The organism is Sphingomonas sp. TF3, from assembly GCF_003985085.1.
Classification (GTDB): Bacteria; Pseudomonadota; Alphaproteobacteria; order Sphingomonadales; family Sphingomonadaceae; genus Sphingomonas.
Genome location: NZ_RWKS01000016.1, coordinates 66,651 through 84,004, shown reverse-complemented (window position 1 = coordinate 84,004; position 17,354 = coordinate 66,651). Strand labels below are relative to the sequence as shown.

Below are 17,354 nucleotides of genomic sequence, written 5' to 3'. Positions count from 1 at the left end.
GTCGATCGCTGGTCGTCGATCGTCCACCCGTGTGATCAACCCAGGAGCTCAGGCGCGCACGAAGGCGAGCAGATCGGGGTTGATGACATCGGCATGGGTGGTCAGCATCCCATGCGGATAGCCCTCATAGATCTTCAGCGTGCCGTTTTGCAGCAGCTTCACCTGCAGCAGCGCGGCATCGGTATAGGGCACGACCTGATCGTCATCGCCCTGCAGCACCAGCGTGGGGACGGTGATGGCCTTCAGGTCCTCGGTCTGGTCGGTTTCGGAAAAGGCCTTGATGCCTTCATAATGGGCTTGCGCGCTACCCATCATGCCCTGGCGCCACCAATTGTCGATCACGGCCTGGATCGTCGTTTCGTGATCGCGATTGAAGCCGTAAAATGGCCCCGCCGCGACATCGTGGAAGAAGGCTGCGCGATTGGCGGCAAGCGCGCTGCGGAAGCTGTCGAACACCTCGATCGGCGTGCCGCCGGGATTGGCGTCGGTCTTCAGCATCAGCGGCGGGACTGCGCTGACCAGCACGGCCTTGGCGACGCGGCCCTGCGGCTGGCCGAACTTCGCGACATAGCGCGCGACTTCGCCGCCGCCGGTCGAATGGCCGATATGCACCGCATTTTTCAGATCGAGATGCTCGGCGACGGCGGAGGCGTCGGCGGCATAATGGTCCATGTCATGACCACCGACCGACTGCTCGGATCGCCCATGCCCGCGACGGTCATGCGCGACCACCCGGTAGCCATTGGCCAGGAAGAACAGCATTTGCGCGTCCCAATCGTCCGACGACAGCGGCCAGCCGTGGTGGAAAACGATCGGCTGGGCATCCTTGGGGCCCCAGTCCTTATAATAGATCTGGGTGCCGTCTGCGCTGGTTACATAGGCCATGATAGTCTCCGTTGGTGGGGCGAGATGGTGGCTCTCCGGAGGTTGCCACCATGCTGCGCCGGGAAAATGCGATCGGCCGGTGCCGCGGCGTTCCGACTATTGCGCGCTGGCGGGGGGCGTGGCCGGAACGGGCGTCCATTGCCAGTCCTGCGCCGACTTGCTGAGCGTCCCGATGCCAGGGAATTGCAGGTGTGCCGCCGCGATCAGATAGTGGCGCTTCGCTGCGTCGGCCATGATCGTGGCGCGCGAGCGGGAGGCGTCGGCCTGCGACAGGTCGAACTTGATGGTCACCGCAGGGTCCTTCAACTGCACTACCGCCACGTGCATCACGTCGCCCCAGATGAGCAGCGTCTTGCCGTCGCTCTCGACGCGGTAACCGGTGTGTCCCGCCGTGTGCCCGGGCAGCGACACCGCCGTCACACCGGTATCGATCGTCTCGCCCGCCCGGAACGGCTTGACGCGGCCTGCTGCGCTATAGGGCGCGAGCGAAGCGGCTGCCGCGTCGAAGGACGATTGGACCGAACCGTCGACCTTGGTCAGGTTACCCTTGTCGAGCCAGAAGTCGTATTCCGATTGCGCCATGCGGATCGTCGCATTGGGGAAGACGCGCGCGCCGCCGACCGCGAGGCCGCCGACATGGTCGGGATGCAAGTGCGTGATCAGCACTTCGTCAATATCCTCGGGCTTGTAGCCGGCCGCCTTCAGCGCGGTGATCGCGCGCCCCAGCGAAGGGCCGAAATAGCTGCCGCTGCCGCTATCGACGAGAATACGGCGCGACCCCGTGTCGATCAGATAGGCGTTGACCGAGGTCGTCTGGAGGGTGGGCGCGTTGGCGGCTGCCAGGATCGTCTTCACTTCGCCCGGCGTCCGCTCGACCAGCAATTGATCGGTGGGCAGGGCGATCGTGCCGTCGGACAGCGCGACAATGGTGAAATGGCCGAGCTTCATCTTGTAGAAATCGGCCGGAGTGGAGGCCGCCGTGGGGGCTGCGCTCTGGGCGTAAGCGACCGGTGCGACGGCCAGGCTGGCGATCACTGCGGCAGACTTCAAAAAGCGAACGGTCATGGCGTTTCATCCGATTTGCTTGATCCGGCAGGTGGATCACCGGTCGAGATTAGAAGATCGGCTTTGGCATGCCCAGCATCAAGGCGCGGATCGGCGTGATGGATCAGCTCGCGGCTGCGGTTGCCGCAACGGCGTCGGCCAGCAGCGGCGGCATCGGGCTTTGCGGAATTGCGGCGTTCATCGCGCGGGCTCCTGACAGAAACGGTCTGCGCCTGATGCGCGCGATGTCCGCGCGCATATTGGCGATTCCCAACGTCATTTGACGCTTCCTGCCCTAACGGATCGAGGGCCTATCCGGGGTCAGCCGTTGCTTTCGCCGCGTCCGCTATCCCCGCATATATCCGGTCGAGATCGGCGTCGTCGATGCAATAAGGCGGCATCACATAGACCGTATTGCCGAGTGGGCGCAGCAACAGGTCGCGCTCGCGAAAATGCGCAAGCAGGGCGGGGGCGCGGTGCGAGAGATAGCCTGCATCCTCACGATCTTCGATATCCACCGCCGCGATCGTGCCGAGCGCGCGCGGGTTGGCAAAGCCGGGGTGTGTGGCGAGGGCGTCAAGCCGCTGGCGTTGCCGCGTGGCGAGTGCGGCGATGCGGTCGCGCACGGGTTCCTCGCGCCAGATGGCGAGGTTGGCGTTGGCGGCGGCGCAGGCGATCGGGTTGGCGGTGTAGCTGGACGAATGGAAGAACATCCGCGCGCGGTCGGGCGAGAGATGCGCTTCGTAGACGCCCTCGCTCGCCATTGTAACCGCCAGCGGCACCGCGCCGCCGGTCAGGCCCTTGGACAGGCAGAGGATGTCGGGGACGACACCCGCCTGTTCGCACGCCAGCAGCGTGCCGGTGCGGCCCCAGCCGGTCATCACTTCATCGGCGATGAACAATACGCCGTGGCGGGCGCAGATCGCGCGCATCTCGGCCAGCACCCAGGCGGGGTAGAACAGCATCCCGCCCGCGCCCAGCACCAGCGGCTCGACAATGAACGCGGCGGGGGCGGAGCGGCACGCGGCCTCCAGCGCATCGAGCATGGCTTGTTCATGCCCGGCGGCGGGGTAGGGGATGGTGCCGACGTCGAACAGCAAGGGCGTGTAAGGCGCGTTGAACACGCCGCGCGCGCCGACCGACATCGCGCCGATCGTGTCGCCATGATAGCTGTGCTGCATCACCAGAATGCGGTGGCGCGCCGCGCCGCGATTGGCCCAGAAGCCGAGCGCCATCTTCAGCGCGACCTCGACACTGGTCGAGCCCGAATCCGAGAAGAAGATACGGGTGAGCGCGGGCGGCATGATCTCCAGCAACCCGCGTGCGAGCGTCTCGGCGGGTTCGTGGGTCCAGCCGGCAAAGATGATCTGGTCGAGCTTGCCTGCCTGATCGGCAATCGCGGCCATGATGCGCGGGTGGCAATGGCCGTGCGTCGTCACCCACCAGGAGGAAATGCCGTCGATGATGCGGCGGCCGTCCTCGGTGAACAGCGCCGCGCCTTCGCCGTGGGTGACGAGCGGGATCGGCTCGCCAAGGCCGTGCTGGGTGAAGGGGTGCCAGATCGGGGAATTGCTCATTGGAAATCGGCCACGTTGAAATGGGCGGCAAAGGCCGCGGCCAGCGTCTCCGCAGTTAGCGGGTCGAGCCGGGGCAAGCGCCCGAGCCGCTTCACGCCGCCCAGTTGCGCGATGGTCGCTTCGCTGTCGGGGTGTTCGTCGCCGACAAAGGCGATGCCGAGGATGGGCACGCCGCGCTGGCGCAGCGCCTCGATCGACAACAGGCTGTGGTTGATCGTGCCGAGCGTGGTGCGCGCGACCAGCACCACCGGGCAGCCCCAGCGCGCGAACAGATCGGCAAAGACCAGATCGCGCGTCACCGGCACCATCACGCCGCCGGCACCCTCCACCACCAGCGGGCCGTTCACCTCGGGCGGGGTCAGCCGCAGCGGGTCGATGGTCACGCCGTCGATTTCGGCGGCGCGGTGGGGCGAGCAGGGGGTGGCGAGGCGATAGGCCTCGGGCAGGATGTGCGATGCGGGCACGCCCGAGAGCGTGGCGACGCTGTCGCGGTCGGCGCTGGGGTCTAGCCCGGCCTGCACCGGCTTCCAATAGTGGGCGCTCAGCGCACCGGTCAGCGCGGCGGCGAACACGGTCTTGCCGACATCGGTGTCGGTGCCGGTGATGACGATTGTTTCGGGGTTCACTTACATCAACTCCAACAGCGTCTCCGCCAGCGCGGCAATTTCCGCTTCGCCGACGTTGAGGGTGAGCGACACGCGCAGCCGCGCGGTGCCGGGCGGCACCGTGGGCGGGCGGATGCCGCGAATATCGAAACCGGCGGCCTGCAGCGCCGCCGCCAGCCGCATGGTGGGCGCGTCCGCGCCGATCACCAGCGGCAGGATCTGCGATCCGGTCGGGGTGACGCCGCAGGGGGCGAGCGTGCGCTCGGCAAAGGCGGTGAGCGCGCTCAGCCGCTCGCGGCGCTCAGGCTCGTCGGCGAGGATGCGCAGGCTTTCGCGCACCGCGCTTGCCATGAGTGGGGAGGGCGCGGTCGAGAAGATGAAGGCGCGCCCGCGATTGACCAGAAAATCGCGCATCGTGCGCGGGCCGCACAGCAAGGCGCCTTCGCAGCCCAAGGCCTTGCCGCAAGTGCGCAAGGTGATGACGTTTTCGGCACCCTCCAGATCGGCGGCGAGGCCGCGCCCGTCGGGGCCGAACACGCCGGTCGCGTGCGCCTCGTCGATCAGCAGCATCGCCGCGTGCCGCGCCGCGACCGCCGCCAGATCGGCGAGCGGGGCGCGGTCGCCATCCATGCTGTAGAGGCTTTCGACCGCGATCCACGCCCGACCCGTGCCGCCGCGCCGCCGCCACTCGGCAATCGCCTGATCGACCGCGCCCGCGTCATTATGCGGCGTGGCGACGCTTTCGGCGCGGGCGAGGCGCATGCCTTCATGCGCGCTGGCATGGATCAGCGCATCATGGACGATCAGGTCGCCGCGCTGCGGCAGCGTGGACAGCAAGGCGGCATTGGCGGCATAGCCGCTGGAGAAGAACAGCGCCGCTTCACTGCCGAAAAAGGCCGCGGCCTCGGCTTCGAGCGCTTCATGCTCGGGATCGTTGCCGCGCAGCAGCCGCGACCCGCCCGACCCGATCGAAACCCCGCGCGCCAGCGCCGCCGCCACCGCGTTGCGTAAGCGCTGCGCGCGGGCGAGGCCGAGATAATCGTTGGACGAAAAATCCAGCCCGGTGCGCGGTTGCAGGCGGCGGAGCCGAGCGGCGGAGTCGAGCGCCTTCAGGTCGTTCAGATGCGGTTCGAGGAGAGTCATCGGGGGCGCTATAGCGAAGCCACGCGCGGACGCACGAGCGGGGTGTGCGATTTTGTTGGTGGGGTGGGTGGGGCCCTCCGATGACGGGTAAGATGGCGGCGGCAGGGCTATTTTTGGATCGACCGTGAGTAGGACGAAGCGGCAGTTCCCTGATTGGGGCAGTTGAGGATAGTTCCGGGTCGAGGATGTTTGATGATCAGAATTGGCAGAGGGACCCGCCATTGCTACCGGGGCGGGGCCCGCAGAAAAGCATTATCTCTCATATTTTTCCCGTAGAGTGCCCATTTTTGTCCTGCCATGCGGCGTCGAAACAACATAATCTGGACTTACTACGTCGTATTCAAATTCACCAACGCGTGGTTTAACGCGCGTCTCAAGCCAACTGCTGATAGATGTCCCTGAGGCAGCGCATCTGTCGAAATCATAATCTTCGACCATTGTACCGCTAGGTGCCCTGATTACTAAGGTAACTTCTTCCTTCTCGCGAACTTTTTGTTCAAATTCTCGAACAGTTATTCTTCCCACTTGGTTTTCCTTTCAATCGCATTCGCCTGTCTTAGTGGAGACGGTGATGTCTAATATACGATTAATTGGTGTTTGTAAATGGGTTATTTTTCGGTCCATATAGCGTTATCCCCTGTCGAGGCGGCGTTAATGTGTGGTCGCTTCTGGTTCGGGCAATTGGTTATCACTTCGAGGTGAGCGTCCAGCCCTGGCCGACAACGGCCGGCGTGGCAGGGTGCTGTCTGGCGCCTTTCGGCACCGTGCAGGGGAGCCCGTCGTGGCGGCTAACGCGCCATATCGGCGGAAAGGTTGAACCGGGCGGAGCCACAGGGCAAGAGGTATTCCATGGCAACACTTCTTGACTGGGGAAACGTAGACGCGGCTGCCGCTCAGATTGAGAAGACTCTCAATCTCGAAACCCGGCGGGAAGCATTCTCCCTTCTCTGCGTGACATCCCTATTGCGCATCGACTTCGATGAAGCGAGGGGATCGATCACCGATGGAGGGGAGGACAGGGGCGTTGACGCGGTCTATCTCGACGAGCGCTTCGGGCGCCGTGTAATCCATCTCTTCCAGTTTAAATGTCACAGCAAATTTAATGGCAGCAACCGCAACTTTCCATCTACGGAGATTGACAAGCTCCTTTCCTTCATCGGGGACTGCTTCGGACAGGTCGACGGCTTTCTCGACACATGCAATCCGCTGCTGCGGCAGAAGGTGTTGGACATTTGGGACTTCGTGAATTCGGGGGCATGTCAGGTCGAAGTTCACCTTTGCTCGAATGGGGAGCGGCTCATCCCCGACCACAAGGCTCGCTTTGAATCATCGCTTGCCCGGTTCAAGTTCTTCCAGCTCCACGAGGCCGATCTCGATTCCCTGTCTGATACGGTCTCGCACCGGACAGCAACAGAACGGGAGATCCACCTTCGGATCGTAGAGGAGCAAGTATATGAGCGCACGGACGGCAACGTACGGGCTGTCATCGGGACGGTCTGCGGCGACGAGTTTATTGCGGCGCTGACAGATCCCACCAAGCCAACGCAGCTCGATCCCGATCTGTTTGAGGAGAACGTCCGCGTCTACCTCGGTGAACAGAACGACATAAATCGGCGCATCTACGATACCGCCGTGTCCAACGAAGCCGGCATGTTCTGGTATTTTAACAACGGCATTACGATTGTCTGCGAACGGTTTAGCTATCAGCCTGGCTTCAAGAATGCGCCTTTGCGCCTTCTGAACCCTCAGGTGGTAAACGGTGGTCAGACGTCGCACGCGCTCTTCCAGGCGTCACGAACCAGCTTCGCTTCCGTGCAGCGCGTTCGGCTTCTCGTCCGCATTATTGAGACGCAGGACAAGAGCCTCTATGCGAAGGTCGCGGAGGCAACGAACAGCCAGACTCCGATACGGAGCCGTGACCTGAGATCGAACGATCCCGTGCTCGTCCGCCTCGAGGCGTCGCTGCTGAATCACGGGTGGCATCTGGATCGAAAGCGCGACCAGCATTACAAGATCGACGAAAGCAGGCGCATAGATGCCCTGAAGCTAGGGCAGGTCTGGTTAGCCTACGTGCGCGCTGAGCCCGATAAGGCGAAGACGGCTTCGGATCGAATATTCGGAGAGTATTTCCCGCTGGTATTCGATCCTTCGGAGATGGATGCGAAGCGCGTGATAGCGGTGTGGGGCCTCTATACCGAAATCGAGAAGCATCGCCGCGCCAAGCTGCAGGAAGCGCGCAGGGCGTCAAGGCTGGTCGCGGAGCAGGAAATCGAATCTGCGTGGATCGTCGAGGGCTTATATCATCTGGCCTTCGCGGTCAGGAAACTCGCGGACCGCGCCAACATCGACATCTTCGATTTCGACCAGGTGAGCCCTCTAATCCCTGAGGCGGAGCGGCGGTTGGCCGAGTTCGTAAAGGGCCGCCCGAATATCTCGACCTATCGGCTCTTCAGAAATGCAGCCACGAAACAGAACCTGTTTCGAGCCTCGCTCAACGAGCCCCCCCAGCAACTTAGCCTCCTTTAGTCCGACGAGGCGAATGGCAGAACCTAGCATATGCGGCCATTTGCGGCTTACCACTGAACGGCGTAAGCTGGTCGCTAGTGCGATCCGCTTGACCGGGTAGTCCGGACCCTCACCTCGGCGAGCCCTCTCGCACCACCCCTCCTCACCCTCATACCGCGTCATCCAGCGAGAAGCGGTCGTCATCTTCGTCATAGGCGAAGACTTCGGCATAGCGGCCCCACAGGGTGACCGTGCGCAGCGTTTCCTCGGCATAATCGGGCGACATATGGTCTTCGAGTTCGTCGCGGAAGCGGCGGGCGGGGGCGGCGTGGCCGGCGCGTTCGTCGAGGATGCGCTTGATGTGCTGCGCGAGCGGAACGTGCGCGAGCAGGGCTTGCGCGAACAGCGCCTTGCGCGTGTCGACATCGGCCTCGGCATAGCGGCGGGCCGAGGGGGTGAGCTGGATATTCGCGCCCTGCAATTCGGCAAAGCGCAGCAATTGCAGCGTTTCCGCCATCGGGAACAGATCGTCGATTTCGAGCTGGAGCTGGTCGGCGAGATCGGCCATCGCCGCGCGGCCGTTGAACGGGCTGGCATCGACTTCCTCGATCAACCCCGCGAGTGAATTGGTCGAGACGCGCGGCAGCACCATCTGGATGCCGGTGCCGGGGAACACGCCGTCGCGCGCCGGTTCGGGTGCGGCGCGCGCGGTCATGCGGGCATAAATGTCATCGACCAGGGCGCGGAACGGCGGGTCGAGCCGGTCGCGCGGTTGTGGCAGATCGACCTTGATCTCGGCGGCGACGCGGCCGGGGTTGGACGAGAAGACGAGGATGCGGTCGCACATCAGCACCGCTTCCTCGATATTGTGCGTCACGATCAGGATCGACTTGATCGGCATGCGCCCTTCCGCCCACAGATCGAGCAGATCGGTGCGCAGCGTCTCGGCGGTGAGCACGTCGAGCGCGGAAAAGGGCTCGTCCATCAGCAGCAGCGAGGGGTTGACGACGATCGCGCGCGCCAGGCCGACGCGCTGGCGCATCCCGCCCGACAATTCCTTGGGGTAGGCGTTTTCGAAGCCGTCGAGCCCGATCAAATCGATCGCGGCGAGCGCGCGGGTGCGGCGTTCCTCGGCGGGGACGCGCTGCGCCTCCAGCCCCAGTTCCACATTTTGCAGCACCGTCAGCCACGGGAAGAGCGCGAAGGTCTGGAACACCATGCTGACGCTGGGCGCGGCACCGCTTTCGTCCGGCACGAAGTCGATCGATCCTTCATCGGGGCGGATCAGCCCGGCGATCGAGCGCAGCAGCGTCGATTTGCCCGAGCCCGAGCGGCCGAGCAGCCCGACCACTTCATTTTCGCGCAGCGTCAGGTCGACATCGTCGAGCACGAGCAGACCGCCGCTGCCGACCTTGCCGTAGCGGTGGGTGAGGTGTTCGACTTTCAGCAGCGTGTTTGCGGTGGCGGTGCGGGCGAGGGTGGCCATGGTCCGGGTCCAGTCTCTTGAAGGTCGAAGGTCAGGCGAGGCGCAGGCGGCGGTCGGCATAGGCATAAAGCGGCCGCCACAGGAAGCGGTTGAAGCCGATCACGAAGATCGACATCACCGCGATGCCCAGCGTCACGCGCGGGAAATCTCCGGCGGTGGTGGCCCTGGCGATATAGGTGCCAAGGCCGTGCGCCTCGAGCCGCTCGCTGCCCCAGGACACCGCCTCGGCGACGATGCTGGCATTCCACGATCCGCCCGAAGCGGTGAGCGCGCCGGTGACATAATATGGGAAGATGCCGGGGATGGCGAGCGTGCGCCACCATTGCCAGCGGCTGACCCCGAACATGCCCGCCGCCTCGCGCAGATCGTTGGGGATGGCGCTGGCACCGGCGATGACGTTGAACAAGATGTACCACTGCGTGCCCAGCACCATCAGCGGCGACAGCCAGATGTCGATGTTCAAATGCCAATGCACGATCGCGATCACGGCGAAGGGGAACAGCACGTTGGCGGGGAAGGCGGCGAGGAACTGCGCGACCGGCTGCAACCGTTCCGCCCAGCGCGGGCGCAGGCCGATCCACACGCCGATCGGCACCCAGATAAGGCTCGCCAGCGCGATTAGCACCAGCACGCGCGCCATGGTGATGAGGCCAAGGCCAAAGGCGGTGAAGGCATCGTGCCACATCAGATGATGCGCGACATAGCCGATCACCAGCCAGGCGGCGGCGAGCAAAGCGGCGGCGACCAGCGCCAGCCACAGGATCTGGCCGAGCGGGCTGCGCGTCTCGCGGCGTTCGGATCGCCCGGCGCGGGCGGGGCGGCGGTCGACCGCCATCAGCAAGCGGCCGAGCGCGGTGAACGGGGCGAACAGCACCGGCAGCAACTTGGTGCGGCGGAACAGGTCATAGGCCCAGCTTTGCGGGCCGTCCTGCGAGGCGGTCTGTTCGAAGCGGAAGCGATCCGCCCAGGCGACGACCGGGCGGAAGACGAGTTGGTCGTAGAGCAGGATCACCACCGCCATCGCGGCGACGGCCCAGCCAACCGCGTGGAAATCCTGCCGGTCGATTGCCAGTGCCAGCCACGATCCGATGCCGGGCAGCATGATCCGGGTGTTGCCGACGCTGATCGCCTCGGACGCGACGACGAAGAACCAGCCGCCCGACATCGACATCATCGCGTTCCACACCAAGGACGGCGTGGCGAACGGCAGTTCCAGGCGGATGAAGCGCCGCCACGGCGACAGCGCGAAACCGCGCGACACTTCCTCCAGGTCGCTCGGCACCGAGCGCAGCGACTGGTAGAAGCTGAACGCCATGTTCCATGCCTGGCTGGTGAAGATGGCGAAGATCGCCGCCAGTTCGACGCCGAATTGCTGCCCCGGAAACAGCCCCATGAAGAAGGTGACGGTGAAGGTCAGGAAGCCTAGGATCGGCACCGATTGCAGGATGTCGAGCGCAGGCACGATGACCATCTCGGCGCGCTTGCTCTTGGCGGCGAGCGTCGCGACGACGAAGGTGAAGACCAGCGACGCGGCAAGCGCCGCAAACATGCGCAGCGTGGTGCGCAGAGCATAAGCGGGCAGGTTCCATGGATCGAGCGCGACCGGATCGAGCCGGAGCTGCGACAGCGGCTGCGCGACGCCCTCGGCGCCACGCACGATGAGCACGCCGAGTCCGGCGAGCAGCAGGAAAGCGATGGCGTCGGCCCAGCTCGGCGTCGTGACGCGCCAGTAGCGCGAAAAGGGCCGCACACCCCGGGCAATCTGGGGCATCTCACGCATTGTCTCACCTCACACGGGCGGCCGTCGACGGCCACCCGGGGCGAGACTGATCGGATCAGGCTCGGCCGGGCGCCCCCGACGGCGCATATTGTCGACTACTGTCGCTTGGCATTTGCTTGTTTGATCCTGAGTGTCGGCGATTCGGCCGACGTCGGGCGATTGCTCCCGCACTGCAGCATTGTCAATCGCGGGCGGCGTGGGGGCTTTCGATCGGCGCGCTTTATGGATTCTTCACGGGAATGGGGTGCGATCGCCGGGGACTTTTTACGGCACGAGGGTGCATTCCGCTGCCATCATGACCCACCTTCCCGAACATAGCATTGGCGGCCCCCGGCGGCGTTTGCGGACGCAGCCGCGTCGCGCGGCCACAGCCCCCCGCTTTCGTTGCCGCGATGCGCGCTGGCCCGCGGTCGCCGCGGCCTTGTCGGCCTTGCGGGCGACGAAACGCTGCAGCGTGCGCATCATCGATACCGATTGCGGCACGGGTACGCTGCTGCTGTGCGCGGCGCGGCATGCGCGGATGCTGGGCTTCACCGCGATCGAGGTGCTGGGCATCGATGACGCCGAGGCGCTGGTCGAGCGCGCGCGCGTCGCGGCAAACGGGGTGCGCGATCCGGCGATCGGGCTGACCTTCGAGACGCGCGATCTGGCGAGCGCGCTTGGCGACGAGGCCGATTTCCCCGCCGACATCGTGCTGTGGCACGGCGCGGCGGGGTGCAGTTGCGATGCCGTGCATGCGGTGGAATGCGCCGGGCGCACGCTGATCGCCGAACCGGCGGTAGCGGCATGACGCAGCGGGATCTGGCGTGGCGCGGGGTCGGGGCGGTCGCCTTCCTGTTCGCCGCTGGCATTGGGCTCGCCGATCGGTTGGATGGCGGCAGTCTGCTCGCTTTGCCGGCCTTTGGGCTGGCGCTGATCGGGCTGGTGCTGATCGTGCAGGGCAAGCGCGTCGCTGCCTCCGTGCGGGTGGAGCGCAGCCGCCACCGCGCGCTGGTCGCGGCGATCCGCGCGCAGCGGGCGCGACGGTCGGGCGGGGCGAGGCGCTGACATAAGGCCTTGGCTTTTAGACATGGCGTCGCCTTTGGCGCGTTGGTATGCGCTACCCTCGACCAATGGCTTCGGGGGCAGGGCGCATGGCAGGAATCGGGCGATGGCCGATCGCGGTTGCGCTGATATCGGCTGGTGCGTCGGGTGCTTCCGCGCAGACCGCGCTCAGCTTCGATGCGGCGCAGGCGCGCTATGATCGCAGCTCGCACACCATCAGCGCCGCCGATCACGGTGTCGAGGCGGCGCGCGCGGCGGCGGATGCGGTGCGCACGCTGCACCGGCCGATCGTCACCGCATCGGTGCAATATCTCGAATATCAAAAGAGCCTGTCGGTCGATGTGAGCGGCCCCAAGGCGACGACGCTGGGCAACACGCAGACGTTCCTGGCGGCGCTGCCCGCGAGCGTGCCGCCCGCTTACCAGCAGATCGCCGCCGACATTAGCGGGCGGCTGTCGCAGGCGCTGCCGGGGCTGTTCAACGCGATCCCCGACCAGCTCAGCTATCGCTTCCGCGACGATGTGCTGCGCCCGACGGTGCAGGGGGCGTTGCCGCTCTATACCGGCGGTGCGATCCCGGCGATCCAGCGCGCGGCGCAAGGCGGGGTGGCGATGGCCGAGGGGCGGCGCGCGCAGGCGCTCAACCTCGCACGGATCGACCTGATCCGCGCTTATTTCGGGCAACAGGCGGCGGCCGGGCTGCTCGAGTCCGCGCGGCGTAGCCGTGATGCGCTCGACGCGGTGCTGTCGGATTCACGCAAGCTGGAAGCGGCGGGCGTCATTCCCCACGCGCGCACGCTGGAAGTGGAGGTGGCGCGCGACACCGCCGAGCGCGTCTATCAGCGCGCCGATCTGTCCTATGCCAGCGCGCGCGACGATCTGGCGCGGCTGCTTGATCTGGAGACGGGCGTCGCGCCGACCACGGCGCTGTTCGTGCAGACGCGCCCGCTTGCGCCGGCACAGGCGTTTCTCGGCAATGAAGGCAATGCGCCCGAGGCGCGCACCGCCGATGGCGGGCGGCAAGTCGCCGATGCGGGCGTGGCGCTGGCGCGGTCGCAGCGGCTGCCGCAGGCTTATGCGTTTGGCGAATATAATTTCAACCAATCCAATGCCTTGCCGATCGAACCCGATTGGACCGTCGGCGTTGGCGTGCGCTACACGATCCTCTCCAATATCGGGCGCAAGCATAGCGAGGACGCCGCGCGCGCGACCGCCGCTGCTGCCGCCGACACCGCCGCCGAAGCGCGCAAGACCGCGACCGGCGCGACGATGCGCGCGTATAATCTGGTCGAGGCGGCGCGGCGGTCGTTCGTGCTGCTCGACAGCAGCATCACCGCCGCGCGCGAGAATCTGCGGGTGCAGACGGTCGCGTTTCGCGAGGGCGAGGGGACGGCGACGCCGGTGATCGCGGCGCAGGCGGCGCTGGATGCGGCCGAGGCGCAGCGCATTTCGGTGGCCTATGAATATGATCTGGCGCTGGCCGGGCTGCTGGCGTCGTCCGGGCGGCTGGATGAATATAGCGGCTATCTCGCGCGCGCCGACCAGCGCCTTGTCTATGGAGCCGGGCAATGACCGATACCGCATCCGAAACCCCGGCCCCCAGCCGCCGCGCGCGCATCCTGCTCTATGTCGGGCTGGCGGTGGTCGCGGTGATCGTTGTGGTCGGGCTGTTTCTCGCGAGCCGCCCGGCGCCGGAACAGATTCAGGGCATGGTCGAGGCCGACAGCGTCAATGTCGCGACCAAGACACTGGCGCGGGTCGACCGGCTGCTGGTCGATGAGGGCGCGCGCGTTGCGGCGGGGCAAGTGCTGGCGACGCTGTCCAGCCCCGAACTCGGCAATGCCGAACGCCAGGCGCAAGGCGCGCTCGATACCGCGCGGGCGCTGCAGGCGGTGGCGCAAGCGGGCGCGCGCAGTGAGGATGTCGGGTCGCTGCGCGCGATCTGGCAATCGGCGCAGGCTGCCGCGAACCTCGCCGCCACATCGAGCAAGCGCGCCGATACGCTCTATGCCGAGGGCGTGATCGCCGCGCAGCGCCGCGACGAGGCGCATGCCGCGCGCGACAGCAGCATGCGTTCGGCCGAGGCGGCGCGGCTGCAATATGAGAAAGCGCTGGCGGGCACGCGCAGCGAAGACAAGCAAGCCGCCGCCGCGCAGGTGCGCATCGCCGAGGCGGGCCTTTCGACCGCGCAGACGCTGGTGGCGGAGACGAAGCTGGTCTCGCCGATCGCGGGCGAAGTGGCGCGCAAGCTGTTGCAACCGGGCGAGATCGTCAGTCCGATCCTGCCCGCCTATCAAGTGACGGACATCGATCATCCCTGGGTCGCGATCACGGTGCGCGAGAGCCAATATGGTGGGCTGGCCGTGGGGCGCGTGCTGACGGGGCACGTCCCCGCGCTCAACCGCGATGTGCGTTTCCGCGTGGCCTATATCGCGCCCGAGGCCGAATTTGCCACGATCCGCGCGACACGCCAGTCGAGCGGCTATGACGTGCGCTCCTTTTCGGTGAAGCTGCGCCCGGCCGAGCGCGTGCCGGGGCTGCGGCCGGGGATGAGCGTGCTGTTCGACTGGCCGCGATGATCGGGCTGCGCCGCGCGCTCGGGGCCGAGCTGGCGCATCTGGCGCGCGATCGCTTCGATCTGGCGCTGCTAACGCTGGTGCCGCTGCTGTTCCTGCTCGTCATGGGCGGGATGCTGTTTGCGGGCGTGCCGCAGGGGCTGGGCGTGCGCATCGTCGACCAGGACCACAGCGCCGTGTCGCGCGCGGTGATCCGCGCGATCGCGGCGTCGGATACGGTGCGTGTGGCCGGTGTCGGCAGCGATCTGGCCGAGGCGTTCGCGGCGGTGCGGCGCGAACAGGCGGTGGCGGTGGTGGTGCTGCCCGCCGGGCTGGGTGATGGCCGCGCCCGCGCCGCGCCGCGCTCGGTCGAGATCTTCTACCAGACGGCGTTTCTGTCGACCGGCGCGCTCGCCTCCACGCGGTTGCAATTGGCGGTCACCACCGAACTGGCGCGTCATGCGCTTGCGCAGTCCGGTTTGAGTGGGGCCGCCTTGCTCCACGCGCCGCCGCCGGGGGTTGAGGTGACCGTGCTCGGCAATCCCGGCGCGAGCCTGGAATGGTATCTCGGGCTGCTGATCGGCCCGGCGCTGCTGCATCTGCTGATCGCGGTGACGACGGCGGCATCGCTGGGGCGGGAATTGGAGGACGGATCGCTGGCCGTGTGGGCGCGGCGGGTCGGCAGTCCTGCGGCGGCGCTGGTCGGGCGTTTCCTGCCGCATGTCGTGATCGGCACGCTGTGGCTGTGCCTGTGGCTGTTGTGGCTGACGCTGGGGCAGGGGTATCGCTTCGGCGGCGAGATCGTCTTGGTGGCGGTTGGCGGAGTGCTGCTGTTCACCGCCACCGCCGCGATGTCGGCGCTATTGATCGCGCTGACGGGCGAAGTCGCGACGAGCCTGTCGGCGAGTGTGATCTATGCTGGATCGGCGCTGGCCTATTCGGGCGCGTCGTTGCCGCTCAACGGCGGTATTCTGTTCGCGCGGGTGTGGAGCAGCGTGCTGCCGCTGACGCACTATGTGGCGCTGGAGATGGATCAGACGATCGGGGTTAGCCTCGCGACCTGGGGTCGGCAGGCGGCGGTGCTGGCGCTGGTGCCGCTGGTCGCGGGCGGCGCGGCGCTGCTGGTGATCCGCCGGCAAATGCGGCGCGCGGCATGAGCTTTCGCCAGGCTTTCGAAGGCGCACTGCTGGAGATCCTGCGCACGCGCGATCTGGTCGCGGTCGCCGTGATCTCGGTGCTGTTCTACGCCTTTTACTATCCTGCGCCTTATGCCCATCAGGTGGTCGAGCGGTTGCCGATCGTGGTGGTCGATGCCGATCATAGCGCGCTGTCGCGCGCGATCGTGCGTCAGCTCGACGCCGCGCCCGAGGTAACGATTGCCGAGGAAGCGCCCGACATGGCGACCGCCACGGCGCTGGTGCGGGCGCGTAAGGTGGAGGGCGTGTTGCTGCTGCCGCGCGGGCTGGCGAGCGGGCTGATGCAGGCGCGGCCCGGCACCGGCATCGCCTTGTGGCTGAACGGCGCGTATTTGCTGCGCGCCGAGGCGGTGGGCAAGAGTATCGCCGGTGCGATCACCGCGACCGTGCAGCAGCGCCTTGCCGGGGTGCCGCAAATCCAGGCCTTGTCGAACGTGTCGGTCGTCACCCGGCCGTTGTTCAACACCACCGAAGGCTATCGCGACTATGTCTTTCCAGCGGTCGCCAATGTCATCCTCGAACAGACGCTGCTGTTCGCGGTGGCGCGGCTGATTGCCGAGCGGCGGCGCAAGGGGCTTTGGGTGCCGGGCGCGCGCGCTTTCGCCGGGGTGTGGGCGGGCTGCGCCACCATCGGGACGCTGGCGGGCGGGCTGTATTTCGGGCTGGTATTCTGGCTGCAGGATATCCCCCATGGCGGGAATATCCCGGCGCTGGTGTTGGTGGTGCCGCTGTTTGCGGCCACGGTGGCGGCGCTCGGGATGCTGGTCGGCAGCCTGGTGCGCAACGGCGACGATGCGCTGAAGTTGCTGATCCCGACCTCGATCCCGTTTGTGTTCCTGTCGGGCTTCGCCTGGCCGCTGGTGGCGATGCCTTTATGGGTGCAGGCGTTGGCGTGGACGATCCCGGTGACGCCCGCGACCCATCTGTTCGTGCCGCTCAACCAGATGGGTGCGACGCTTGGCGAAGTGTCGGGTGCGCTGGCGGTGCTGGCGGCGCAACTGGCGTGCTTCGGTGCGCTGGCGGCGCTGCGGCTGGCGAGACACGCAAAGGTTGGGGGCGGTGCGGCGGTTTGATCTTGCGAGGCGAACCAGCCGCACCGTCGTTCCGGCCCAGTCTCAAAGGGGCGCGGCGGTGCGTTGCGGATCCGTGATGTGAACGCCGTCCTTCGCCCAGTTGGCGCGGGTGCGGCACGGGTCGGGCGGCGTGCCCGGGCGCGGGTCGGCGGGCGACGCGTCGGCGAAGAAGCGAATGCAATAGACATCTCGGTCCGCTTTGTAGGTTACCCGGTAGGTTTCGGTGATGGTGCTTCGGCGTGGCGCAGAGTGCGGTGACGCGGCGACGGCGGCGAGTGCGATCAGGTGTGCGGTCAGGCTCATGGCGGATCTCCAAGCGACCGGGGCATGGATTTGCCGCCGCCCGCTTCGGAGTCCATGCGAGAAGTGTGCCATATAACCAACACACCAGATTGCGTGACGGCCGTGGCCGTTTGCGAGGGTGTGGCGTGGTCCACTTTCCCGATCCTTGGTTCGTGACGC

16 protein-coding genes are annotated in these 17,354 nt (G+C 66.4%); 8 read left to right on the top strand and 8 right to left on the bottom strand.

The features are described 5' to 3' along the window. Positions 1-48: 48 nt before the first annotated feature. Together EJC47_RS14820 and EJC47_RS14815 are read right to left on the bottom strand one after the other, a co-directional pair. Positions 49-885, bottom strand: coding sequence for an alpha/beta fold hydrolase (locus tag EJC47_RS14820; protein ID WP_126848712.1), 837 nt, complete (start codon positions 883-885; stop codon positions 49-51). 96 nt (positions 886-981) lie between these two features. After that, positions 982-1,950, bottom strand: coding sequence for an MBL fold metallo-hydrolase (locus EJC47_RS14815; protein WP_126848711.1), 969 nt, complete (start codon positions 1,948-1,950; stop codon positions 982-984). Between the two features lie 68 nt (positions 1,951-2,018). Between EJC47_RS14815 and EJC47_RS21040 the strand changes: the two genes are divergently transcribed. After that, positions 2,019-2,213, top strand: coding sequence for a hypothetical protein (locus EJC47_RS21040; protein WP_185867680.1), 195 nt, complete (start codon positions 2,019-2,021; stop codon positions 2,211-2,213). Positions 2,214-2,240: 27 nt separating this feature from the next. Here EJC47_RS21040 and EJC47_RS14805 read toward each other — a convergent pair whose 3' ends face one another. The 3 genes from EJC47_RS14805 to EJC47_RS14795 are packed head-to-tail and all read right to left on the bottom strand — an operon-like array spanning position 2,241 to position 5,254. Beyond that, entirely contained in the window at positions 2,241-3,506 is a 1,266-nt protein-coding gene (locus EJC47_RS14805) for an adenosylmethionine--8-amino-7-oxononanoate transaminase (protein ID WP_126848710.1), read from the bottom strand. Further along, positions 3,503-4,132 carry a dethiobiotin synthase gene (gene bioD / locus EJC47_RS14800; protein WP_126848709.1) on the bottom strand — a complete coding sequence of 210 codons (630 nt, stop codon included), beginning with the start codon at positions 4,130-4,132 and terminating at the stop codon, positions 3,503-3,505. The genes EJC47_RS14805 and bioD overlap by 4 nt, the downstream gene beginning before the upstream one ends. Beyond that, positions 4,133-5,254 carry an 8-amino-7-oxononanoate synthase gene (locus EJC47_RS14795; protein ID WP_126848708.1) on the bottom strand — a complete coding sequence of 374 codons (1,122 nt, stop codon included), beginning with the start codon at positions 5,252-5,254 and terminating at the stop codon, positions 4,133-4,135. A gap of 849 nt (positions 5,255-6,103) precedes the next feature. Here EJC47_RS14795 and EJC47_RS14785 point away from each other — a divergent pair. After that, the gene (locus EJC47_RS14785; protein ID WP_126848707.1) at positions 6,104-7,780 is read left to right on the top strand and encodes an AIPR family protein; all 1,677 of its coding nucleotides are present in this window, start codon (positions 6,104-6,106) and stop codon (positions 7,778-7,780) included. 148 nt (positions 7,781-7,928) lie between these two features. On the opposite strand, the gene EJC47_RS14780 is transcribed toward EJC47_RS14785, so the two are convergent. Beyond that, positions 7,929-9,245 (bottom strand): ABC transporter ATP-binding protein, encoded by a 1,317-nt coding sequence (locus tag EJC47_RS14780; RefSeq protein WP_126848706.1) that lies wholly within the window; start codon positions 9,243-9,245, stop codon positions 7,929-7,931. 31 nt (positions 9,246-9,276) lie between these two features. Further along, the gene (locus EJC47_RS14775) at positions 9,277-11,016 is read right to left on the bottom strand and encodes an ABC transporter permease (protein ID WP_126848725.1); all 1,740 of its coding nucleotides are present in this window, start codon (positions 11,014-11,016) and stop codon (positions 9,277-9,279) included. 463 nt (positions 11,017-11,479) lie between these two features. Between EJC47_RS14775 and EJC47_RS14770 the strand changes: the two genes are divergently transcribed. From EJC47_RS14770 to EJC47_RS14745, 6 genes are all read left to right on the top strand, one after another. Beyond that, positions 11,480-11,815, top strand: a complete 336-nt coding sequence (locus tag EJC47_RS14770; protein WP_260591594.1) for a class I SAM-dependent methyltransferase — start codon at positions 11,480-11,482, stop codon at positions 11,813-11,815. Then, the gene (locus EJC47_RS14765) at positions 11,812-12,072 is read left to right on the top strand and encodes a hypothetical protein (RefSeq protein WP_126848704.1); all 261 of its coding nucleotides are present in this window, start codon (positions 11,812-11,814) and stop codon (positions 12,070-12,072) included. Before EJC47_RS14770 ends, EJC47_RS14765 begins: the two co-directional genes overlap by 4 nt. An 86-nt stretch (positions 12,073-12,158) precedes the next feature. Continuing rightward, positions 12,159-13,640, top strand: coding sequence for a TolC family protein (locus EJC47_RS14760; protein ID WP_126848703.1), 1,482 nt, complete (start codon positions 12,159-12,161; stop codon positions 13,638-13,640). Then, positions 13,637-14,647 (top strand): HlyD family secretion protein, encoded by a 1,011-nt coding sequence (locus EJC47_RS14755; protein ID WP_126848702.1) that lies wholly within the window; start codon positions 13,637-13,639, stop codon positions 14,645-14,647. The genes EJC47_RS14760 and EJC47_RS14755 overlap by 4 nt, the downstream gene beginning before the upstream one ends. Continuing rightward, positions 14,644-15,780 (top strand): ABC transporter permease, encoded by a 1,137-nt coding sequence (locus EJC47_RS14750; protein WP_126848701.1) that lies wholly within the window; start codon positions 14,644-14,646, stop codon positions 15,778-15,780. Before EJC47_RS14755 ends, EJC47_RS14750 begins: the two co-directional genes overlap by 4 nt. Then, positions 15,777-16,892: an ABC transporter permease gene (locus EJC47_RS14745; protein WP_126848700.1), complete on the top strand. Its 1,116-nt coding sequence runs from the start codon at positions 15,777-15,779 to the stop codon at positions 16,890-16,892. Before EJC47_RS14750 ends, EJC47_RS14745 begins: the two co-directional genes overlap by 4 nt. A 42-nt stretch (positions 16,893-16,934) precedes the next feature. Here EJC47_RS14745 and EJC47_RS14740 read toward each other — a convergent pair whose 3' ends face one another. Further along, on the bottom strand, positions 16,935-17,195 hold the full coding sequence (locus EJC47_RS14740; protein WP_126848699.1) for a hypothetical protein: 261 nt from the start codon (positions 17,193-17,195) through the stop codon (positions 16,935-16,937). Positions 17,196-17,354 lie beyond the last annotated feature (159 nt).